This window comes from Rhodoferax sp. (assembly GCF_034519335.1).
Lineage (GTDB): Bacteria > Pseudomonadota > Gammaproteobacteria > Burkholderiales > Burkholderiaceae_C > Allorhodoferax.
The window spans coordinates 41,683-61,853 of the sequence record NZ_JAXHOL010000010.1 but is presented as its reverse complement, the minus strand read 5'-3'; the positions used below and the strand labels follow the sequence as shown (position 1 = coordinate 61,853).

The window sequence follows — 20,171 nt, the reverse complement described above, 5'->3', positions numbered from 1 at the left end:
AGGCGTCATCTATGGCGCTGGCCCGCGCACCGTGCTGGAGTCGCACGCCAAGCGCGCGGACGAGCGCGTGAGCCTGGACGACTTGCGCAAAGCCACCAAAGTAGTGGCGCGTACGTTGCTGGATTTGTTGAAGGGCTGAGATCAGTAGTGTCCGGTTAAAAAGTAAACAAATTCAACTGGTTAGAGCTGATCGGTGTTTCTGGCAATGGGGTGTCGGGCTGCAAGGCGCATGAAATCTGGGTTTTCTCAAAAACCGACACTGACAATATCTGTAGAAATGTGTAGAGCGAGGCATCCAAGTGAAGCTCCTTCTTGACGATGGCAATCAGCACGTAAGTGGACACGGCGCACCAAATTTGTGTCTTGACCGCGTTCTCGCTCGTGCCCAAAAAGCGCTTGATGCGCAAGTGCTGTTTTATCCACTTGAAGAACAGTTCCACCTGCCAACGGTTCTTGTACAGGGCGGCAATCGTCAGCGCCGGCAGACTGGTGTTGTTGGTCAGAAACACCAAGGTCCTGCCGGACTCGGGATCCTTGAATCGGATGCGGCGCAAGTGCTCGGGATAGTCTTGAGCGGTGTAGAACCCGTTCAGAGCAATGGTCTGATCGCAGATCACTCCGGTATCCCGATGGGTGGGTGCCGAATACACCCGACGCGCATCCATACCCCGCTTGGCGCGGGTGACAAAGAAAGCTCCGGCCTGATGCATCTTGTACAGCCGAGCGAAATCCAGGTAGCCCCGATCCATCACGTAAAAGGCACCGGCTTCGATGGGCAGGATGTCCAGCACGTTGACCTCGTGCATCTTGCCGTCGCTGATGTGAATGAAAGCGGGAATAGAGCCACGCAGGTCCAGCAGCGTATGCATCTTCACAGCCGCTTTGGTGGTACGAAATGGGGCCCAGTCGAACAAACTCAGACACAGGTCGATCGTGGTCGCATCCAGCGCGTAGACCGTGGCATCCAGGTCGATGTTCAGGGCGTCTCTGGCATAGAGACTTCTGGCACGTTGGATCAGACGCATCGCCAGCGCGTGGTAGATGCGCCAATCCCGCAGGTTCAGCGCATCGGACAGCGTGGAGCGTGCGGGAACGCCCTTCATGCCCATGTGAAACAGCTTGGTTTGGTTGGCAGCAAGACAGACCTCGATGTCGCGCAGGGATTCGCGCCAGGTCAGTTGCGCAAAGGCCATCACCCGAAACAAGTCGGCGCAACTGAGAGTTCGCACTCCGGCATCGCCCGCGTGGCGATCGATGATGCGACCAAACGTCTTCCATGGCACGTACTCCATGATTTGCGCAAACAGCGTCTTGCCCACGTTCATGCGTCACCCCAGGCTGTTCAAACCCGAGAGCATCGCAAATGTGCCAATTGAAATTCAAATCGTGGACAGCCATGAACCTCTTGAAACCCGCGTTGCTATTGGCTTGCAAGCCGATGGCCATCATTTAAACCGGACACTACTGGGCTGAGATTTAAATTGACTCAGTGCACTGGCGCTTGATGGGCCACCCCGAAGCGCGCGGCCAAGTTAGCCAGGCGCTTGTCCATGGTCCACAAGCGCGCCCCCGGGGTGATACGTGTGGACGCTAGCAACATAAGATCCACCAGCCCGCAACCCAAGCCGAATAAGAGGTCGCGCTCCACCATCGCCATCACCTCTTGCAGGCTGGCTTGCTGTGCGCCCTGCAACAAGCCAACGTCAGCCAGAGTGCGTTCGCGTGGGGCAGGCGGCGTTCCGCAGGCCAGCTCTGCCACCACCATTGGGTGCGTCAGCGCTTGGTCCAACAAGATCAAGTCGATCAGCGCAGGATTGCGCTGGCGAAAGTGATCTACCCAGACAGAGGTGTCAACGAGCACGCTCACAGCGGGTGCGGCTCAACATCACGCCGCGGCACGTCCTGCATCTGCGGCATGCTGCCTCCCAGAGCAGCCAGGCGTTTGGCTGCCTGCACGCGGACAAAGGTTTTCATGGCCTCCCGGAAGATGTCCGCCTTGTCCAAATCAGGGTCTGCAACCTGCAACGCTTGCTCGTAAAGGGCATCGTCTATCGTGACGGTTGTTCTCATATAAGCACTCCTTTTGATGCGTATTATCATCAAAAAATGCATCCAACTCCAAATCGCGCTGATGCATCTTTTGGAGTCAGCACTTGATTTACGAAGCCCAGCGCAGCCAGTCCACCGTCCAAGTTGTGGCCGGTGAAGGTGATGTTGGCGTCCTTGGGTGCAAGCGCCTTGATGTCCAGGTAGTACTGCGCAGCCTGCATAAGCTGTTCGCTGAATTTGCCTGCGGCGATAGCCAAGTTTTCGGGCATGTCGCCGTCACCGTTCGTGCCGGTGTAGGAGATTACGATTTCGGGGCTGGTTTTGAGTTCAGTACCAGTCCGAATGAAAGCAATCGCTTCAAAACCACTGCCGCCATCAGTTGGCTCTGCGTATGTTGTCGTTTTCCAACCGTTCGGCGCTGGAAAGCGATTCTCCAATTTTCGGTTAGATACATAGGCCGCACCAGCCATAAGTGCAAGATCAGTTGTGGGCAGGGTCATTTCTAATCTCCAAAAATAGTGTGACAGGGGCAGGTCGCCGGGCTTACCTTTTTGTATTCACAAAACTTTAAACAGGCTTCCAAATTGGGTTGAGCGGTAAACCAGTCCAAGGCGACACTTCCACCTATTTTTCCTCGAGACACCATCACGGGGCACTCGTCGCCACTGCCCGTAATCGGCGTCCTCAAAATCTCCCGATATTCGGGCTGTCTCAGTTGCCCATTGAGTTGTTTGACCTTCTCTGCACTGAGTCGGCCAAGGCGTGCAAACTCTGCAGCGTTGTTGAAGTTTTCCACCACCAAATTGGTGCTCTTGAACTCGACCGGTAGTTCTGCCAGCGCAATGCGCGTCCACGCGTCGCCCTGGTATTTGAAGATCACATACGGCGGGTTGGGTCTGCCCCACTTGTTGTAAGACTGGCATAAATTGGGTAGCGCCACGACATAGGGCGTGTCGTTCAACACATGCAGCGCCGCCAGCCGGAAGTTGGACCGACCCAAGTCTTGCCCATACTCGCTGAACCAGGTGATTCGCTTGGCAGAACCCGGCAAGCTAAAGCTGATCGTCATGTCCCGCTCTGGCGGACGTTGCCCGATTTCATGCCCACCGCCGTACGTTTGCGAGCGGTCAACAAGCATGGTGCGCCCGTCATGCAGCAGCACTTCTTCTTGCCATGCGTCGCTCCCAGTAGCAGCGCCTGCTGCTCCCATGCAGGCGCCAAGGCCAATCGCCATGCCGATGAAGAGCAGCACTCGGCGCGTGCTGGTTTGCAGCCAGCTGCGAAGCTTGGCGGGTTTATACATGGCGGGCTCCTGGATGTGCTGAGGTTCTTACGGGACAAATTTTGATGCCAAATAAGCCAATATCCCTGATGGAATATGCGCAAACAGCTATCAATTCAATAGCATTCACGGCGTCCTCGCAGACACAAAACACGCAACCGTGCCGGCTTGCACGGCCAAGCTCTTGGGTCTTCATGGTTTTTCTCTCCCTAGGTGGATGACCACTCTGATAAACCCCAACATTAAAACCCACACCCCACGCGCAGAATGGACTCAGGCATGAGCCACGCCCCAAAGTTGGGCACTCTTCTTGCTAGACCTTTTGCATCTGTAGCCCTTGAAGGAAACCCCATGAAAAAGCGCCAGTTTCTCCACGCCATCGCCTTTGCAGCTGCCACCGTGGCAGCAGGCTCTGCCTTGGCCCAAAACACGCCCATCAAGTTCCAGCTCGACTGGCGCTTTGAAGGTCCGGCCGCCCTGTTTTTGACGCCCGCGGCCAAGGGCTACTTCAAGGACGCCAAGCTGGACGTCACGATTGACGCGGGCAACGGCTCCGGCGGCACGGTGACCCGCGTGGCCTCGGGCGCCTACGACATGGGTTTTGCCGACATGGCTGCGCTGATGGAGTTCCACGCCAACAACGCGGATGCGCCCAACAAGCCCGTGGCCATCATGATGGTCTACAACGACACGCCAGCCTCGGTGATGGCGCTCAAAAAGAGCGGCATCAAGACCCCGGCCGACCTGAATGGCAAAAAGCTGGGCGCCCCCGTGTTTGACGCGGGTCGCCGCGCTTTCCCGATCTTCTCCAAAGCCAACAACGTCACCGGCGTGCAGTGGACCGCCATGGACCCCCCACTGCGCGAAACCATGCTGGCGCGTGGTGATGTGGACGCGATCACCGGCTTTACCTTTACTTCTCTGCTGAACCTGGAAGCCCGTGGTGTGAAAGCTGAAGATGTGGTGGTGCTGCCCTACCCCCAATACGGCGTGAAGCTGTATGGCAACGCCATCATCGCGTCGCCCAAGATCCTGAAGGACAACCCCGAAGCCGTGAAGGCGTTTTTAGCAGCGTTTGCCAAGGGCATGAAGGACGTAATGGGCAACCCGGCCGCGGCCATTGGCGATGTGAAAGCGCGTGACGGCATCATCAACGCCGAACTCGAAACGCGCCGTCTCAAGCTGGCGATCGACACTGTCATCAACAGCCCCAACGCACGTGCCGAAGGGTTTGGCCAGGTCAACGGCCCGCGCCTCTCGCTGATGGCATCGCAAGTGTCGGATGCTTTCAACACCAAGAGCCGCGTGAACCCGGATGTGGTGTGGAACGGCAGCTACCTGCCCGCGAAGGCCGCGCTGGACGTGTTGCCCAAGAAGTAAACCATGAGTGCACCCGCCACCCCCTGGTTTGTCGATTTTCAGGATGTCTGGCTCGCCTACAACGAGGAGCTGCTCAAGCAGAACCACTTTGCAGTCGAGGCCATTGACCTGAAGGTGCGCAAGGGCGAGTTCATCGCCATCGTCGGCCCCTCGGGCTGCGGCAAATCCACCTTCATGAAGCTCACCACGGGGCTGAAGATGCCCTCCATGGGCAAGATCCTGATCGACAACCAGCCGGTGACGGGGCCGCTCAAGATATCGGGCATGGCCTTCCAGGCGCCCTCACTGCTGCCCTGGCGCACCACGGTGGACAACGTGCTGCTGCCGCTGGAGATCGTGGAGCCCTACCGCTCCACCTTCAAGCAAAAGCGCAAAGAGTACGAGGAGCGCGCCCGCAAACTGCTGCAAAAGGTGGGCTTGGCCGGCTACGAGGACAAGTTCCCCTGGCAACTCTCGGGCGGCATGCAGCAGCGCGCCAGCATTTGCCGCGCGCTGATCCACGAACCCAAGATGCTGCTGCTGGACGAGCCCTTTGGCGCGCTGGATGCCTTCACGCGCGAAGAGCTGTGGTGCATCTTGCGTGACCTGTGGACCGAGCAGCAGTTCAACGTGATTTTGGTCACGCACGACTTGCGTGAGTCGGTGTTCCTGGCCGACACGGTGTATGTGATGAGCAAGAGTCCGGGCCGGTTTGTGGTGAAGAAAGAGATTGAACTGCCGCGCCCGCGCGACCTGGAGATCACCTACACCAAAGAGTTCACCGACATCGTGCACGAGTTGCGCGGGCACATTGGTGCCATGCGCAAGACCGGCGCGACCATCAACCAATAAGGCCTGGCCATGAACAAAAAACAAGTGGAGTTTTGGGCCCCCTGGATCTTGCTGGTGGGCTTCATCGTGCTCTGGCAAATCCTGTGCTCTGCCTTTGAAGTGTCCGAGTTCATCTTCCCCAGCCCCTGGCGCATCTGGACGCAGTTCTGGGAGTTCAAAGGCATCATCGCGGGGCACGCGTGGCGCACCTTCTGGGTCACCATGGCGGGTTTTGGCATTGCCATTGTGGTGGGGGTGTTGCTGGGTTTTGTGATCGGCAGTTCGCGCCTGGCCTATGCCGCGGTGTACCCGCTGATGACGGCTTTTAATGCCTTGCCCAAGGCGGCCTTTGTGCCTATTTTGGTGGTGTGGTTTGGCATTGGCGTGGGGCCAGCCATCCTGACGGCCTTCCTCATCAGCTTCTTCCCCATCATGGTGAACATCGCCACCGGCCTGGCTACCCTGGAGCCCGAGCTGGAAGACGTGTTGCGGGTGCTGGGCGCCAAGCGCTGGGATGTGCTGATGAAAGTGGGCCTGCCCCGCTCCATGCCCTATTTCTACGGCTCGCTCAAGGTCGCTATCACGCTTGCGTTTGTGGGCACTACCGTGTCCGAGATGACCGCCGCCAACGAAGGCATTGGTTATCTGCTGATCAGCGCGGGATCCGCCATGCAGATGGGCCTGGCCTTTGCCGGGCTGGTGGTGGTGGGTGCGATGGCCATGGTGATGTACGAACTGTTCAGCGCGATTGAAAAACGCACCACCGGCTGGGCACACCGCGGCTCGCAGAACGCATGACCCCTTCTTTCTTTCCCCCCCCCGCCCCTCCCTCGGGGGGCCCGCCGGCGATTCTTTCCCTGAGCAGATTGAGCGCCATCTGCTGCGCGCCAACGCCGTGGCACAGCGTGCTATCGGCCTGGGCAAGCACCCGTTTGGCGCCATCTTGGTGGCGCCGGATGGGGAAACCGTGCTGGCCGAACAAGGCAATGTGGACACGGTGAACCATGCCGAATCCACCTTGGCCCGAACGGCCGCTACCAACTTCACTCCCGACTACCTGTGGGGCTGCACGCTGGTGACTACGGTAGAACCCTGCGCCATGTGCGCGGGCACCCAGTACTGGGCCAACATTGGCACGCTGGTGTTTGGCATGACCGAACGCCGCCTGCTGGAGTTGACCGGCAACCACGCCGAGAACCCCACCATGGATCTGCCCAGCCGCACCGTGCTGGCGGCAGGCCAAAAGCAGGTGCAGGTGATAGGGCCTGTGCCCGCGGTGGAAGAAGCCATTGCCGCCTTGCACCTGAACTTCTGGAAGCCCTGAGGCTCCCGCCTCGGCAGACAAATCCCTATGGTGTGGCACGCCCAGTTAGACCTGAACTACCGCCTGGAAGCCGGGCGTACGGTGGCACGCCACCAGCACAGCGGCCCGCTGCGCATCTTGCAAAGCCTGTACCCCGAGGGCGATGGCATTTGCCACAACGTGCTGGTGCACCCGCCCGGTGGCCTGGTGGGAGGCGACACACTCGACCTGCGCGTACACGCCGGAACCGGTGCGCACGGCCTGATCACCACACCCGGGGCCACGCGTTTCTACCGCTCTGAAGGCCCCTGGGCCACGCAAACCACGCGGCTAACGCTAGAGGCTGGCGCGCGCCTGGAATGGCTGCCGCTGGAGGCCATTTGTTACGACGCCTGCCAGGCTCGCAACCAGCTTCGCCTGGAACTGGAACCCAGCGCGGAATGCCTGGGCTGGGACACCACGGTGCTGGGCCTGCCCATGGCCAACTTGCCCTTCACCCAGGGCCAGTTTGAACAACACATCGAGATACCGGGCATCTGGCTGGAGCGGGGGCTGATCGACGGGCAAGACCAGCGCCTGCTCAACAGCCCCGCAGGCATGGCCGGGCAGCGTTGCCTGGCCACCCTGTTCTTCGCATCCGGCAGCCCACTCTCGCGCGATCGCAAAGAGGCGCTGCTGGACACTGCGCGCGCCTGCCTGCAAGACCATGCGCTGGCGGGAACGGCCGGCGCCACCAGCCCACACCCCCAACTGGTGGTGCTGCGCGTGTTGGCCCCGCACGTAGAACCTGCCATGCAGTTGCTGCGCAGTGTGCGCCGCGCCTGGCGCACCCAGCAGTGGGCGCTGGAAGCTGCCGACCCCCGCATCTGGGCGATGTAACGGCTACCTTTTTTGTAGCGCAGCGCCCATAATGCGCCATCGATGGACCCCGCCCTCCCAACAGGGCGTATGGCAAGACACCTGATGGCTGCGTTAGAAAACGACTTCTCCGCCTGCTCCGCCCTGGTTGTGGACGGCAACCCCACCTCGCGCTCGATTCTGGTGTCGCAGCTGCGCGATTTTGGTGTGGCATCCGTCGCACAGGCTGCACGCCCTGCGGATGCACGCCGACAACTGGAATTCAAAACCTTTGACTTTGTGCTGTGCGAGCAGCACTTTCCGAGCGACAACACCTCGGGCCAAGACCTGCTGGACGACCTGCGCCGCAACCAGCTGCTGCCCTTTTCGACCGTTTTCATCATGATCACGGGTGAAGCCACCTACGCCAAGGTGGCAGAAGCCGCCGAATCGGCACTGGACGGCTACATGCTCAAGCCGCACAAGGCGACCCAACTGGGGGACCGGCTGGTGGCTGCCCGCATTCGCAAGGTGTCCTTGCAGGAGATTTTTAGTGCCATCGAAGACGAGCGCTTTGAGGACGCCGCCAAGCTGTGCCTGGACCGTTTTGAGAGCAGAGGCATGTTCTGGCTGTATGCGGCGCGTGTGGGTGCCGAGCTGTTGCTGCGCATCGGCCGCTGCGCCGACGCGCAAACCCTCTACAAAGCTGTGGTCGAAGCCAAAACACTGCCGTGGGCCAAGCTGGGAGTGGCACGCTCGCTGCTCGAATCCGGGCAGATCAACCAGGCCACCAGTACGCTGGAGCGCCTGATCAGCGAAGACCCCAACTACGCCGATGCCTACGACGTGATGGGCAGGGCCCACTTTGAGCTGGGGCGCTTTGACAAGGCACTGGAGACCTACAAAATGGCCGCCACGCTAACGCCGGCCTCCATCAGCCGGCTGCAAAACCTGGCCATGATGACCTACTACGCGGGCGACCATCAAGAGGCCGAGCAGTTGCTGGACAAAACGGTGCGCCTGGGCCTGGAATCCAAAATGTTTGACGCACAAACGCTGGTGCTGTTGGCCTTCGCGCGGTTGGAGACTGCCGACCGCAAAGGCCTGCAGCGCTGCCATGACGACTTCCTGCGTCTGATCGATAAAGACCCGGACAACGCACGGCTACAACGTCTTTCGGGCATCGTAGCTGCGCTCAACCTGATTCAGCAGCACCAGTTTGCGCGCGCGGTAGAAAGCGTGCGCGACCTTGCCAAAACCGTGCGCGAGCCCCTGTTTGATTTTGAATCCGCTTGCAACCTAGTGGCCTTGTTGGCCCAGCTGTCAAACAAGGCCATCCAGCTCAATGAAGTGGAGTCCACCATAGGCACCTTGGCCAAACGGTTCTGCAGCAACCGCTCCCTCACCGAGCTACTGGCGTCCAGCGCCAGTGCCTACCCGCCTTATGCAGACACCATTCGCGGTGCGCAGACGCAGGTGCTGGAATATGCGGAGACGGCCATGTCGCTGAGCATGTCGGGCAACCCGACAGCGGCCGTTAAGAACCTGATCTTGCATGGCCGCGAAACCCTGAATGCCCGCTTGGTAGACAACGCTTACCAGCTGCTGCAAAAACACGCTGCAAAAGTGCAAGATGCAGCGAGCTTGGCCGCCACCGTAGAGGAGTTGCGTGGCCTGTGTGGCCCCACGGTCAGCCGGGCTTCATTGGGTGAGCAAAGGCGCCAGGCCGGTGGCCTGGCCCTGCGCACCGGAAAGCGTGCTCCCGCCGACGCCTCCGCACCCAATACAGCCTAGATAGCCACTAGGCCGCGTACCCCGTCAATCTCCATGTTCTGGCCCATGCCGCGCGCCAGCACCGCACCGCGCTCCATCACCACGTACTGGTCGGCCAGTTCCTGGGCAAAGTCGTAGTACTGCTCCACCAGCACAATGGCCATGGTGCCGCGGTCGGCCAGCATGCGGATGACGCGGCCAATGTCCTTGATGATGCTGGGCTGGATGCCTTCGGTCGGCTCGTCCAGAATCAGCACCTTGGGGCCAGCCGCCAATGCGCGCGCGATGGCCAGCTGCTGTTGCTGCCCGCCAGACAAGTCGCCGCCACGGCGGTTCAGCATCTGCTTGAGCACCGGGAACAGCTCGAACAATTCGGCCGGGATGGGCGTATTGGCACTCTTGTAGGCCAGGCCCATGCGCAGGTTTTCTTCAACGGTGAGGCGCGCAAAAATTTCGCGCCCTTGCGGCACAAAGCCCAGGCCCATGCGCGCACGTTCGTAGGGCGTGAGTTTCTGGATGGGTTTGCCATCAAATTCGATGCTGCCGGACTTGATGGGCACCAGTCCCATCATGGACTTGAGCAGCGTGGTTTTGCCCACGCCGTTGCGCCCCAAGATCACCGTGACCTTGCCGATTTCGGCCTCCAGGCTCACATCGCGCAGGATGTGGGAGCCGCCGTAGTACTGGTTGACGTTATTGATTTTCAACATGCTTAGCGTCCCAGATAAACCTCAATCACCCGCTCGTCGGCCTGCACCTGATCCAAGGTGCCTTGTGCCAATACCGAGCCATCGCAGAGCACGGTGACGATGTCGCTGATGGTGCGGATGAAGCTCATGTCGTGCTCCACCACCATGAGCGAATGCTTGCCCTTGAGCGTGAGGAACAGCTCGGCCGTGCGTTCGGTTTCCTCGTCGGTCATGCCTGCAACCGGCTCGTCCAGCAGCAGCAACTTGGGGTCTTGCATGAGCAGCATGCCGATCTCCAACCATTGCTTCTGCCCATGGCTCAGGTTGCCGGCCAGGCGGCCTACGCTATCGGCCAGGTGGATGGTGTGCAGGATTTCGGCCAGGCGGTCACTCTGTGCCGAGTCGAGCTTGAAGAACATGGAGGCCTTTACGCCCTTGTTGGTCTTCAGCGCCAGCTCCAGATTTTCAAACACCGTGAGCTGCTCGAACACCGTGGGCTTCTGGAACTTGCGGCCAATGCCTAACTGCGCAATCTCCGCTTCCTTGAAGCGCAGCAAGTCAATGGTGCTGCCGAAGAACACCGTACCCTCGTCAGGCCGTGTCTTGCCGGTGATGATGTCCATCATCGTGGTCTTGCCAGCGCCGTTGGGGCCGATGATGCAGCGCAGTTCACCGGGCGCAATGTCCAGGCTGAGCTTGTTGATGGCCTTGAATCCATCGAAGCTCACGCTCACATCTTCGAGGTACAAGATACGGCCGTGAGTGACATCCACCTCACCGGCCTTGGCCACGCGCGAGAAGCCCGCAGCGCGGCCCCCAGATTCGGTTTGCCCTTTGTTCGCCGCCAGCGCTGCCATGTGCGCCTGAACGCGCTTCTCGCCTTGCTCCAACAGATCGGGAGTCATGCTTTGCTCCCTTTGAGTTTCTTGATCAAGCCCACCACTCCATCAGGAAGGAAGAGGGTCACGCCAATGAACAGCGCGCCCAAAAAGTACAACCAGAACTCGGGGTAGGTCACGGTGAGCCAGCTCTTGGCCCCGTTGACGATGAAGGCGCCGACCACCGGCCCGATCAGCGTGGCACGCCCGCCCACAGCGGCCCAAATGGCAATCTCGATGCTGTTGGCCGGGCTCATCTCGCTGGGGTTGATGATGCCCACTTGCGTAACGTACAGCGCCCCGGCCACGCCGCACATCATGGCCGAGATGGTCCAGATCGTGAGCTTGAAGCCGATGGGGTTGTAGCCGCTGAACATGACACGGGTTTCTGCATCGCGCACGGCCTGCAACACACGGCCAAACTTGCTGCCCACCAGCCAGCGCGACAGCAGGAAGAAGCCCAGCAGCACCAGGGCCGTCAGCACAAACAGCGTCATGCGCATGCTGGTGGTGGCAATCGGAATGTCCAGAATGCGCTTGAAATCGGTGAAGCCGTTGTTGCCGCCAAAGCCGGTTTCGTTGCGGAAGAACAGCAGCATGGCGGCAAAGGTCATGGCCTGGGTGATGATGGAGAAGTACACGCCCTTGATGCGCGAGCGGAAAGCGAAGTAGCCAAACACAAAGGCCACGATGCCAGGCACCGCCACCACCAGGAACAAGGTGGCGATGAAGCTGTCCGACAGCGCCCAGTGCCAGGGCAGCTCTTTCCAGTCCAGAAACACCATGAAGTCCGGCAGCGCACTCTTGTAGTTGCCATCCAGCCCGATCTGGCGCATGAGGTACATGCCCATGGCATAACCACCCAGCGCGAAGAACAGGCCGTGGCCCAGACTCAGGATGCCGGTGTAGCCCCAGATCAGGCCCATGGACATGGCGCAGATGGCGTAACACATGATCTTGGCCACCAGCGCCACGGCAAAGTCGCTGAGGTGGAACACGCTGCCTTCGGGCACCCAGAGGTTGAGCACGGGCACCAGGGCACACAGCACCACCAATGCACCCAGCCAGGAAACCCAGCCGGTACGCGTGAGCAGGGGTTGCGGAGTAGGAAGAATCAGGGAAGGGGTACTCATGCTTCTGCGCTCCGGCCCTTCATGGCAAAGATGCCTTGCGGACGCTTCTGGATAAAGATGATGATGAAGACGAGGACGGCGATCTTGGCCAACACGGCGCCGGTCCAGCCTTCGAGCAGTTTGTTGAGCACGCCAAGGCCCAGCGCGGCATACACCGTGCCGGCCAGTTGGCCCACACCACCCAGCACCACCACCATGAACGAGTCGACGATGTAGCCTTGGCCCAGGTCAGGCCCCACATTGCCCACCTGGCTCAGCGCGCAACCGGCCAAGCCAGCAATGCCGCTGCCCAGTGCAAACGCATAGGTGTCAATGCGCGCGGTGTTCACACCCATGCAACTGGCAATCGGGCGGTTTTGCGTCACGCCGCGCACAAACAGGCCCAGGCGTGTCTTGCTGATCAAAAAAGCCACGCCCGCCAGCACCGCCAATGCAAAGCCGACGATGACGAGACGGTTGTAGGGCAGGGACAAATTCCCCAATACCTGCACACCACCGCTCATCCAGCTCGGGTTCTCCACGCCCACGTTCTGCGCGCCAAAAATCGTGCGCACCAGTTGCATCAGCATGAGGCTGATGCCCCAAGTGGCCAGCAATGTTTCGAGCGGGCGGCCATAGAGGAAGCGGATCACCCCGCGCTCCAGTGCCGCACCCACCAGGGCCGACGCCATGAAGGCCACGGGCACCGAGGCCAGCAGGTACCAGTCAAACGCGCCGGGCAGGTATTTTTGGAACAGGCCCTGCACCACGTAGGTGGCGTAGGCGCCAATCATCATGAGTTCGCCATGGGCCATGTTGATCACGCCCATGAGGCCATAGGTAATGGCCAGACCCGAGCGCCACCAGCAGCAAGATGGAGCCCAGGCTGATGCCGCTGAACATGGCACCCAGGCGGTCGCCCCAGGCCAGGCGGTTTTCTACGGCGCTCAGGCTTTTTTGCAGCGCCACTTTCACAGCGCTTTCAGTTTCGCCCTGCAGACGTTCAGCAAGCAAGGTCTTGGTGGCGGCCAGCCCGCTGTCCCCCAGCAGGGTAGCGGCCTCCAGGCGCTTGGCCGGGTCTCCGCTCGACAACAAGGCAGAAGCACGCAACAACGCCAGTTTGTCCTTGATGTCGGCCACCGTTTCTGCGGCAAGCGCCTGGTCCAGCAACGGCAGCTTGTCCATGTCCACATTGCCCTGCAAGGTGGTCACAGCAGCGCGCCGCACCGCCACGTCGGTGGACAGCAGCTTCACGGCGGCCAGCGCGTTGTCCAGCTCGCCGCGCATGCGGTTGTTGTTCATCACGTCTTCGGCGGTATCGGGCAAGGCAATTTCAGCCTGCGTCACCGGGTCCACACCCTTGCCATCCACCACCATCACAGGCACATCACCCACCAGTTTCACGCTGTCATCAGACAGCGCCTGGATAAAACGCACGGTGTTGTCGTCGGCCTTGGCCACGGCCGCCTGCAAGGCGGCCACCCGGTCGTCACTCTCGCCGGTTGTGATGGCTTTTGCCTCTTGGGCCGTGAGCGCGTGTGCGCTGCCTGCTACAAAAAGCGTAGCTATCAATAGCAGATGGATGAATCTCTTTGGCATACGCCAATCTCTCCGGTTGAATGGAACAAGCCGCCACGCCCCTTGCAAGGCTGTGGCGGCTCTAGCTAGAAGCTAGCTTCTCCCTGCCTTCGCCTTATTTCTTTGCGGGCTCATCAGGCTTCTTGTCGTTGCCTTCGATGTAAGGAGACCATGGCTTGGCTTTCACGGGGCCAGGTGTCTTCCAGACCACGTTGAACTGGCCGTCCGCCTTGATTTCGCCGATGAACACCGACTTGTGCAAGTGGTGGTTCTTCTCGTCCATCTTGGAGACGATGCCGCTTGGTGCCTTGAAGGTCTGGCCAGCCATGGCGGCAATCACCTTGTCCACATCGGTGGACTTGGCCTTCTCAACCGCTTGTTTCCACATGTTGATGCCGATGTAAGTGGCTTCCATCGGGTCGTTGGTCAAAGGCTTGTCCTTGTGGCCAGCGATGCCCTTGGCCTTGGCGTAAGCCGACCACTTGGCGATGAACTCGGTGTTGGCGGGGTTCTTGATCGACTGGAAGTAGTTCCATGCGGCCAGGTGGCCCACCAGCGGCTTGGTATCTACACCGCGCAGCTCTTCTTCACCCACCGAGAAGGCGACCACTGGCACGTCCTTGGCCTTCAGGCCAGCGTTGCCCAGTTCTTTGTAGAAAGGCACGTTGGAGTCACCGTTGATGGTGGACACCACGGCAGTCTTGCCACCCGCAGCGAACTTCTTCACGTCAGCCACGATGGTTTGGTAGTCGGAGTGGCCAAACGGGGTGTACTTTTCGTCGATGTCCTTGTCCGCCACGCCCTTGCTCTTGAGGTAGGCGCGCAGGATCTTGTTGGTGGTGCGGGGGTACACATAGTCGGTGCCCAGCAGCACCCAACGCTTGGCGCCGCCGCCTTCTTTGCTCATCAGGTAGTCGACAGCAGGAATGGCTTGTTGGTTAGGGGCTGCACCGGTGTAGAACACGTTCTTGGACAGCTCTTCACCTTCGTATTGCACGGGGTAGAACAGCAGGCCGTTCAGTTCTTCGACCACGGGCAGCACGGACTTGCGGGACACGGAGGTCCAGCAGCCGAAGATCACGTCGACCTTGTCTTGGGTCAGCAGCTGTTTGGTCTTTTCAGCAAACAGGGGCCAGTTGGAGGCGGGGTCCACCACCACGGGTTCGAGCTTCTTGCCCAGAATGCCGCCCTTGGCGTTGATTTCGTCAATCGCCATCAGCACGGTGTCTTTCAACACGGTTTCCGAAATGGCCATGGTGCCAGACAGGCTGTGCAGAATGCCGACCTTGATGGTGTCAGCCGCGTAGGCTGGCAGTGCGGACAGGGTAGTCAAGGCGACCGCAGCGGTCAGTGCCTTCAAAGAAAAACGACGTTGCATGTGGGCTTCTCCGTGGGGGTTAAAAAATCTGTCTCGCCCAAGCGGTGCCGTGTTGCCAAAGCGCTTGCTGGATGCGATGGGTTGACTTTAGGGACCCGCGGCAGAAACCGAAATACGCCGTGTGGCGTACACCCTGTGTGGTACCCGGTGGATGCAATACGCTATCCATTTAATAGCTGCTCGCGCATATTTCACAAGGGCTAGAGGCCTAAATGGCATGTAAATATCCATCCATCACCAAGGCCAGCCAGTCCATCACCACGCGTACGCGCTGTGACAGGTTGCGCCGATTGGCGTACACCTGCGTCAGCGTGGTGGCGCCCGGCGCCATTGAGACGGACTTTGGCGGCGGCGCTATGCGCGACAACGCCCAGCTCAACGCCTTTGTGGCCAGCCAGACCGCCCTGGGCCGCGTGGGTGTGCCCGACGACATTGGCGCCATGATTGCCTCTCTGCTGACACCCGCCAACCGTTGGGTCAACGCGCAGCGCATCGAGGCTTAGGGTGGCATGTTCCTGTAAGCCTTGGCTGTGCGCTGATGGCAGACACAGCGGTTTGGCAAAACCGCCGTGTTGCGATATACCGGCGTGGTCTACACGGAAGGACCACCATGACCATGGCCACCCCATCGCACCACCGCACCTTGCAGCGCGTCAGCGCACTTGCCCTCAGCCTGCTGGCCGGCTGCGCCGGCACCAACTGGGAGCGCGCCTTCTACGACGGCTTCCACCGCTGCCAGACTAACCAAACCGCTGACCACGCGCCCTGCCCGCCCACCAAGTCGTATGAGCGGTATGAGCAGGAACGCAAGCAGGCGCTGGAGCGGGAAGGTGCGGCGCCTGCGGTGGCGCCGGTTGCGAATTCGATTGAAGAGAATCAGCTTTGACGGATGCGCATACGCTGCGTATTGGGGATTCCTTCGCCAGCCGGTTCACACCACTCACCAACTTCAGTTGGGGCTCATCTTTTATTTGCCAGAGATTTGCTCTCTAGGTCGCGTTTGGGCCGAGGCTGTGTGGAAACTCACGATAGCGTCTAGGAAGGAGCTGCTTTGCGTTAACCCAACAGGTTTTCGCGATGAACACCGTACCGATGCCGCTTGAGCGGTCTTATGGCGCTCCTGGGGCCCCATATGAAGCAGCAAACTCCAACAAAGGACTCATGCCCCTGCCAGTTTCATCGCCTCATCATTCCCTCAAACCCAAGAACTCAACACACCAAGACGCCAACATCAACCCATCTCTCCTACGGGGCAGCCGCGGAGGAAGGGTGAGCCCATCCAGCCTTGAGCGGCCAACACTGCTCTACGGTTCGTCGCCTGACGGCATGGAGCAGAGAACACGCACTGCACAGCCTCCAACACTCCTCATTCCCACGAACCCGATGCCGCGGGTCCCCATGGCAGGGGCAGCGCGCCCAGACGGCGAGCCATTCCGCGCCTCTCTGGCCTCTAACTTCGCCCTCCCACACTCTATTCTCATCTTTCTTATAAAGCTCCTTGTCACACCCGCCTGCGTCAGCGGCTCCACAATACCTCACGGCACATCCTTATTTCACCACAAAAGCCACGGTCTCGATTGCGCGCAACCTCTTCTTACCCATACTTCACGCGCAGCTTCGCCATGACTAGTTGGGCTCTATCACTACCCGCATTGTACTTCATCCACACAAGTGTTTGCGTCCACACCCCTTACGTTGTAGGCCACCATACCCATCCCTTCCACTGTGCCATGACCGTCATCGACGGTCCTAATATTTACCGTCGGGCTCGTCTTAGCTGTTCTTTTTGCGTCGAGCTCACGCATTTGCTGCGCAACCGTGCAATTTTGTCTGTCAAACGCAAAGTCTTGCTTCAAGCTCAACAGTCTTGTGCGACGCGGTCTCCAGTGCACTCAAAGCGTTGGAGCTTTCTTCAATCTGCTCCTGCGCTTGTCGACTTTCCGGTGGAGTTGCAATCACCGAGTTAACTGCCTTAACTTGCTCCATCGATGGCTACTACTCCTGCTAAGAGTTTGAGGTCGCGGCACAGCATACGAACGACGGCATACGTTGCGGATGCCAGTGCTGTTGGCACGGCGAAAGTCTGCAATGGTTTTGAAGTCTGGGGCAAGCCTGCCTGTGAGCCACATGAGCTCCCGTTGCGCTGCATTCACGCTCCAGCGCCACTATTAATACGGTTGAGATACCCATAGAGGTAGAGCTTCAACATGACAGCAGATAGGCCGACGTCCCGTTGCAGCTATTGGCACCTTCAAAGCCCAAGCGTTCATGTCCAGCTCACTACAAGGCATCGACCACCCACCGTGTTGTCTTCAGTATGAAGTCGTCCAGGCACTCTGGCAACAAAGTCCTTATGCCTGTCTTCTCCCACAATGAATCTGGACATACTCAAACCTCCAAACAGCTTGATAGGTCATAGCAAACACTGCGCCAGATTCAAAGGGTTTTCACACAGCCTCGGCCAGATGCAGTCACTTGCTAATGTCCGTTCAGCGCACTCCGGAAGCGCAGTGCTAGACTTACCTTTCCTCGCGGTTTCTTGCTGAACGGCAAGAATGAAAAGGGAACGACAGAACGGTTGAGTTTCAACCCATGCTGTGGCTGCCCCCGCAACTGTGATCGGCAAGTTTCATGTCCACCACGCCACTGGCTTCGCGCTGGGAAGGCCGACATGCAAACGACGACCCGAGAGCCAGGAGACCTGCCCTGAGGAAGTGACCTATGTAAGGGCGGGGTGTCCCTGTGCGAGTGTCGTTTTTTCTCATGGCAGACGGGCTCGCCCGTGCTGCCGCCGTCCTATGGCTCCAACCAGGGGGCGGCCTATTGCATAAACGATTTCTGGCCGCGCTCCGCCTCCATTATTTTTGGAGGATGAATGTCAGACTTGGCTGAAACACATGCACCGGATATCCCGGCGATACCGGTCCCCCCGATTTCTGGCACAGAACCTTCCCGGATGTCTGTGGTTGACATGGTCTGGCCGGACCAGTCCAACCACCATGGAACCCTGTTCGGTGGCGCCGCCTTGGCTGCGCTGGATCGCCTGGCTTTCATCATGGGCAGCAAGGTGCTGCGCGGAACGGTGGTGACCGCCGCCGTCAGCCGCCTGGACTTCGCGGCGCCGGCGCCCGCAGGCCATCTGATCGAGTGCACTGCGGAGGTGGTGCACCGCGGGCGCAGGTCGGTGACCCTGAAAACGGAGCTGGTCGCCGAGGCTTTGCTGACCGGTGAGCGCACACGCTGTCTATCGGGTGACTTTGTGATGGTCCGCCAACAGGCGCCCGAGGAGACCTCATCAGCTCTGGCACCAACAGCTGCGGATGCGGGTGTGTTCCCGCAGGAAATATCGGATCGGACTGTGGTTCGGTTAGCAGAAATAGTCTTTCCGGGCCATGCCAATCATCGGGGAATTCTGCATGGTGGCCCCGCCATGGCTTGGCTGGCCAAGGCGGGGTTTGTCGCCGCAACCCGCCATATGCGCCGCACGGTGGTGATGGCCAGCAGCGAACGCATGGACTTTGTGGCCCCGGCCCACGTCGGTGAGGTGGTTGAGGTACTAGCCCACGTTACGCGCGTTGGCAACCGATCCATCACCGTGCAGGCGGACATGTGGTCGGAGTCTCCCGTCACCGGCGCACGCCGTTTGTGCACTTCTTCGAGTCTGGTCTATGTATCCGTTGATCACTGAAATCGGCACTCTGGATGTCGGGCACCGCCATGCGCTGCAACTGCATCTGATGACGCTGGAAAAGGACGATCGCTATGCCAGGTTCGGGCGTACCTTGTGCGATGACGCCGTGTTGGCGTGGGTGCAGGGCATGGACTGGAACCAGTCACGGTGGTGGGGCGCGTGGTCGGCTGCCGACATCGGACTGCTGGGTGCATTGCAGCTCACGCCAACTTCATATCCTGGGGTCAATGAATTGGCCTTGACGGTGCATCCCAAGGCTAGACGCCTGGGCGTGGCGACTTCCCTATTGAAATACGTTGTGGAAACACGTACGGATGCCAACCTGGCGACGCTGGTGTGTGAAAACGGTCACCCTGCTATCTTGCGCATGGCAAAGGCCTTGGGTTGGAACGTGCGCCTGCAAGAAGAAGCGCCCCGTGTGTGGCTGGAATTGCCAGCGCACATTAATTGACGCAATCCCGGGAGCGCTTGTTTCCGCTCGATAGCGGCATTCACCCTTTGGCGCCTTGCGCTATGGCCATAGCAGCAGGCTGGCGGGCCAGTTCAATAAAAGCCCGCACGTAGTCGATGCCGGTTTCCGACTCACGCGCCCCTAGAAAGATCTGCTTGGCGATGCCGCGCGCGCCCAGCCGCACGGGCACCACATCCATCTTGGCCGCGTATTCCTCCACCAGCCAGCGCGGCAGTGCGGCCACACCGCGGCCGCTGGCCACCATCTGCAGCATGATGTCGGTGGTTTCGATGGCTTTGTGGCGCTTGGGCGTGACGCCGGCTGGCAACAGGAACTGGTTGTAGATGTCCAGGCGCTCAATGTCCACGGGGTAGCTGATGAGCACTTCCTGGGTCAACTGCTGGGGCTTCACATAGGCGGCCGTTGCCAGGGCATGGCCTTTAGCCACGACCAACACCTGCTCGTAGTCGAACACGGGTTCGAACTTGAGCCCCGGCTTGAAGAGCGGGTCGGGCGTGACCAGCAGGTCAATCTCGTAGCCGAAGAGCGCGCCGATCCCGCCGAACTGGAATTTCTGCTTGACGTCCACATCCACGTCAGGCCATGCGGCCAGATAGGGTGACACCACCTTGAGCAGCCATTGGTAACACGGGTGGCATTCCATGCCGATGCGCAGCGCACCGCGCTCGCCCTGCGCGAATTGGCCCAGGCGCTCTTCGGCCAGGTCCAGTTGCGGCAGCACCCGGTTTGCCACCGCCAGCAGGTACTGGCCAGCCTGCGTCAGCCGCAGGCTTCGCCCTTCGCGCAGCCACACGTCAGTGCCCAGCTGCTGCTCCAGTTTCTTCATGCTATGGCTCAGGGCCGATTGGGTCAGATTCAGCACGCCTGCGGCTGCCGTCAAAGAACCTTGTTTCTCAACCTGCTGAACGATGTTCAGGTGCATGCGCTCCAGCATCTGAA

At 59.9% G+C, this 20,171-nt stretch carries 19 protein-coding genes, 3 pseudogenes and 1 riboswitch; of the genes and pseudogenes, 11 read left to right on the top strand and 11 right to left on the bottom strand.

The genetic code is table 11. The features are described from left to right. Window positions 1-139 (top strand): annotated as a pseudogene (locus tag U5O12_RS05565) (peptidase M20); the annotation flags it as partial. Window positions 140-155: 16 nt separating this feature from the next. Here U5O12_RS05565 and U5O12_RS05560 read toward each other — a convergent pair. From U5O12_RS05560 to U5O12_RS05540, 5 genes are all read right to left on the bottom strand, one after another. Beyond that, window positions 156-1,325: an IS4 family transposase gene (locus U5O12_RS05560; RefSeq protein ID WP_322576672.1), complete on the bottom strand. Its 1,170-nt coding sequence runs from the start codon at window positions 1,323-1,325 to the stop codon at window positions 156-158. Between the two features lie 161 nt (window positions 1,326-1,486). Continuing rightward, window positions 1,487-1,867, bottom strand: coding sequence for a type II toxin-antitoxin system VapC family toxin (locus U5O12_RS05555; protein ID WP_322577681.1), 381 nt, complete (start codon window positions 1,865-1,867; stop codon window positions 1,487-1,489). After that, on the bottom strand, window positions 1,864-2,070 hold the full coding sequence (locus U5O12_RS05550) for a type II toxin-antitoxin system VapB family antitoxin (RefSeq protein ID WP_322577680.1): 207 nt from the start codon (window positions 2,068-2,070) through the stop codon (window positions 1,864-1,866). The genes U5O12_RS05555 and U5O12_RS05550 overlap by 4 nt, the downstream gene beginning before the upstream one ends. A 29-nt stretch (window positions 2,071-2,099) precedes the next feature. Beyond that, window positions 2,100-2,549, bottom strand: a complete 450-nt coding sequence (locus U5O12_RS05545; protein WP_322577679.1) for a hypothetical protein — start codon at window positions 2,547-2,549, stop codon at window positions 2,100-2,102. Window positions 2,550-2,551: 2 nt separating this feature from the next. After that, entirely contained in the window at window positions 2,552-3,352 is an 801-nt protein-coding gene (locus tag U5O12_RS05540; RefSeq protein WP_322577678.1) for a hypothetical protein, read from the bottom strand. A gap of 330 nt (window positions 3,353-3,682) precedes the next feature. Between U5O12_RS05540 and U5O12_RS05535 the strand changes: the two genes are divergently transcribed. The 6 genes from U5O12_RS05535 (at window position 3,683) to U5O12_RS05510 (ending at window position 9,455) form a co-directional block, all read left to right on the top strand. After that, window positions 3,683-4,711 carry an ABC transporter substrate-binding protein gene (locus U5O12_RS05535; RefSeq protein WP_322577677.1) on the top strand — a complete coding sequence of 343 codons (1,029 nt, stop codon included), beginning with the start codon at window positions 3,683-3,685 and terminating at the stop codon, window positions 4,709-4,711. Between the two features lie 3 nt (window positions 4,712-4,714). Continuing rightward, the gene (locus U5O12_RS05530) at window positions 4,715-5,542 is read left to right on the top strand and encodes an ABC transporter ATP-binding protein (RefSeq protein ID WP_322577676.1); all 828 of its coding nucleotides are present in this window, start codon (window positions 4,715-4,717) and stop codon (window positions 5,540-5,542) included. A gap of 9 nt (window positions 5,543-5,551) precedes the next feature. After that, complete coding sequence (locus tag U5O12_RS05525; RefSeq protein WP_322577675.1) at window positions 5,552-6,319, top strand: ABC transporter permease; 768 nt, start codon at window positions 5,552-5,554, stop codon at window positions 6,317-6,319. Window positions 6,320-6,386: 67 nt separating this feature from the next. Continuing rightward, window positions 6,387-6,845 (top strand): nucleoside deaminase, encoded by a 459-nt coding sequence (locus tag U5O12_RS05520; RefSeq protein WP_322577682.1) that lies wholly within the window; start codon window positions 6,387-6,389, stop codon window positions 6,843-6,845. A 27-nt stretch (window positions 6,846-6,872) separates the two neighbouring features. Further along, window positions 6,873-7,703 (top strand): urease accessory protein UreD, encoded by an 831-nt coding sequence (locus tag U5O12_RS05515; protein ID WP_322577674.1) that lies wholly within the window; start codon window positions 6,873-6,875, stop codon window positions 7,701-7,703. A gap of 84 nt (window positions 7,704-7,787) precedes the next feature. Next, window positions 7,788-9,455 carry a tetratricopeptide repeat protein gene (locus U5O12_RS05510; RefSeq protein ID WP_322577673.1) on the top strand — a complete coding sequence of 556 codons (1,668 nt, stop codon included), beginning with the start codon at window positions 7,788-7,790 and terminating at the stop codon, window positions 9,453-9,455. On the opposite strand, the gene urtE is transcribed toward U5O12_RS05510, so the two are convergent. The 5 genes and pseudogenes from urtE to urtA all read right to left on the bottom strand — a co-directional run bounded on the left by urtE (window position 9,452) and on the right by urtA (window position 15,069). Then, window positions 9,452-10,144: an urea ABC transporter ATP-binding subunit UrtE gene (urtE, locus tag U5O12_RS05505; RefSeq protein ID WP_322577672.1), complete on the bottom strand. Its 693-nt coding sequence runs from the start codon at window positions 10,142-10,144 to the stop codon at window positions 9,452-9,454. The two genes, U5O12_RS05510 and urtE, sit on opposite strands and share 4 nt — an antisense overlap. A gap of 2 nt (window positions 10,145-10,146) precedes the next feature. Continuing rightward, window positions 10,147-11,028 carry an urea ABC transporter ATP-binding protein UrtD gene (gene urtD, locus U5O12_RS05500; RefSeq protein WP_322577671.1) on the bottom strand — a complete coding sequence of 294 codons (882 nt, stop codon included), beginning with the start codon at window positions 11,026-11,028 and terminating at the stop codon, window positions 10,147-10,149. Continuing rightward, window positions 11,025-12,134 carry an urea ABC transporter permease subunit UrtC gene (gene urtC, locus U5O12_RS05495; RefSeq protein WP_322577670.1) on the bottom strand — a complete coding sequence of 370 codons (1,110 nt, stop codon included), beginning with the start codon at window positions 12,132-12,134 and terminating at the stop codon, window positions 11,025-11,027. The genes urtD and urtC overlap by 4 nt, the downstream gene beginning before the upstream one ends. Then, a pseudogene (urtB, locus tag U5O12_RS05490) lies at window positions 12,131-13,712 on the bottom strand (urea ABC transporter permease subunit UrtB). The gene urtC and the pseudogene urtB overlap by 4 nt, the downstream one beginning before the upstream one ends. Window positions 13,713-13,806: 94 nt before the next feature. Next, entirely contained in the window at window positions 13,807-15,069 is a 1,263-nt protein-coding gene (gene urtA, locus U5O12_RS05485) for an urea ABC transporter substrate-binding protein (RefSeq protein ID WP_322577669.1), read from the bottom strand. A 281-nt stretch (window positions 15,070-15,350) separates the two neighbouring features. On the opposite strand from urtA, the pseudogene U5O12_RS05480 reads away from it, so the two are divergent. The 4 genes and pseudogenes from U5O12_RS05480 to U5O12_RS05460 all read left to right on the top strand — a co-directional run. Beyond that, window positions 15,351-15,572 (top strand): annotated as a pseudogene (locus U5O12_RS05480) (SDR family oxidoreductase); the annotation flags it as partial. Window positions 15,573-15,679: 107 nt separating this feature from the next. After that, the gene (locus U5O12_RS05475; RefSeq protein ID WP_322577668.1) at window positions 15,680-15,955 is read left to right on the top strand and encodes a hypothetical protein; all 276 of its coding nucleotides are present in this window, start codon (window positions 15,680-15,682) and stop codon (window positions 15,953-15,955) included. Window positions 15,956-17,584: 1,629 nt separating this feature from the next. Continuing rightward, a riboswitch (cobalamin riboswitch) is annotated at window positions 17,585-17,793 on the top strand. Window positions 17,794-18,025: 232 nt separating this feature from the next. Beyond that, entirely contained in the window at window positions 18,026-18,757 is a 732-nt protein-coding gene (locus tag U5O12_RS05465; protein ID WP_322577667.1) for an acyl-CoA thioesterase, read from the top strand. Further along, window positions 18,738-19,211 (top strand): GNAT family N-acetyltransferase, encoded by a 474-nt coding sequence (locus tag U5O12_RS05460; RefSeq protein ID WP_322577666.1) that lies wholly within the window; start codon window positions 18,738-18,740, stop codon window positions 19,209-19,211. Before U5O12_RS05465 ends, U5O12_RS05460 begins: the two co-directional genes overlap by 20 nt. A 40-nt stretch (window positions 19,212-19,251) precedes the next feature. Here U5O12_RS05460 and U5O12_RS05455 read toward each other — a convergent pair whose 3' ends face one another. Continuing rightward, window positions 19,252-20,166, bottom strand: a complete 915-nt coding sequence (locus U5O12_RS05455; protein WP_322577665.1) for a LysR family transcriptional regulator — start codon at window positions 20,164-20,166, stop codon at window positions 19,252-19,254. Between the last annotated feature and the right edge of the window lie 5 nt (window positions 20,167-20,171).

Coding starts and splice junctions, on each gene's coding strand:
- U5O12_RS05560 (WP_322576672.1), bottom strand. CDS start 1,325: ATGAACGTGGGCAAGACGCTGTTTGCGCAAATCATGGAGTACGTGCCA.
- U5O12_RS05550 (WP_322577680.1), bottom strand. CDS start 2,070: ATGAGAACAACCGTCACGATAGACGATGCCCTTTACGAGCAAGCGTTG.
- U5O12_RS05545 (WP_322577679.1), bottom strand. CDS start 2,549: ATGACCCTGCCCACAACTGATCTTGCACTTATGGCTGGTGCGGCCTAT.
- U5O12_RS05540 (WP_322577678.1), bottom strand. CDS start 3,352: ATGTATAAACCCGCCAAGCTTCGCAGCTGGCTGCAAACCAGCACGCGC.
- U5O12_RS05535 (WP_322577677.1), top strand. CDS start 3,683: ATGAAAAAGCGCCAGTTTCTCCACGCCATCGCCTTTGCAGCTGCCACC.
- U5O12_RS05530 (WP_322577676.1), top strand. CDS start 4,715: ATGAGTGCACCCGCCACCCCCTGGTTTGTCGATTTTCAGGATGTCTGG.
- U5O12_RS05525 (WP_322577675.1), top strand. CDS start 5,552: ATGAACAAAAAACAAGTGGAGTTTTGGGCCCCCTGGATCTTGCTGGTG.
- U5O12_RS05515 (WP_322577674.1), top strand. CDS start 6,873: ATGGTGTGGCACGCCCAGTTAGACCTGAACTACCGCCTGGAAGCCGGG.
- U5O12_RS05510 (WP_322577673.1), top strand. CDS start 7,788: ATGGCTGCGTTAGAAAACGACTTCTCCGCCTGCTCCGCCCTGGTTGTG.
- urtE (WP_322577672.1), bottom strand. CDS start 10,144: ATGTTGAAAATCAATAACGTCAACCAGTACTACGGCGGCTCCCACATC.
- urtD (WP_322577671.1), bottom strand. CDS start 11,028: ATGACTCCCGATCTGTTGGAGCAAGGCGAGAAGCGCGTTCAGGCGCAC.
- urtC (WP_322577670.1), bottom strand. CDS start 12,134: ATGAGTACCCCTTCCCTGATTCTTCCTACTCCGCAACCCCTGCTCACG.
- urtA (WP_322577669.1), bottom strand. CDS start 15,069: ATGCAACGTCGTTTTTCTTTGAAGGCACTGACCGCTGCGGTCGCCTTG.
- U5O12_RS05475 (WP_322577668.1), top strand. CDS start 15,680: ATGACCATGGCCACCCCATCGCACCACCGCACCTTGCAGCGCGTCAGC.
- U5O12_RS05465 (WP_322577667.1), top strand. CDS start 18,026: ATGTCTGTGGTTGACATGGTCTGGCCGGACCAGTCCAACCACCATGGA.
- U5O12_RS05460 (WP_322577666.1), top strand. CDS start 18,738: ATGTATCCGTTGATCACTGAAATCGGCACTCTGGATGTCGGGCACCGC.
- U5O12_RS05455 (WP_322577665.1), bottom strand. CDS start 20,166: ATGCTGGAGCGCATGCACCTGAACATCGTTCAGCAGGTTGAGAAACAA.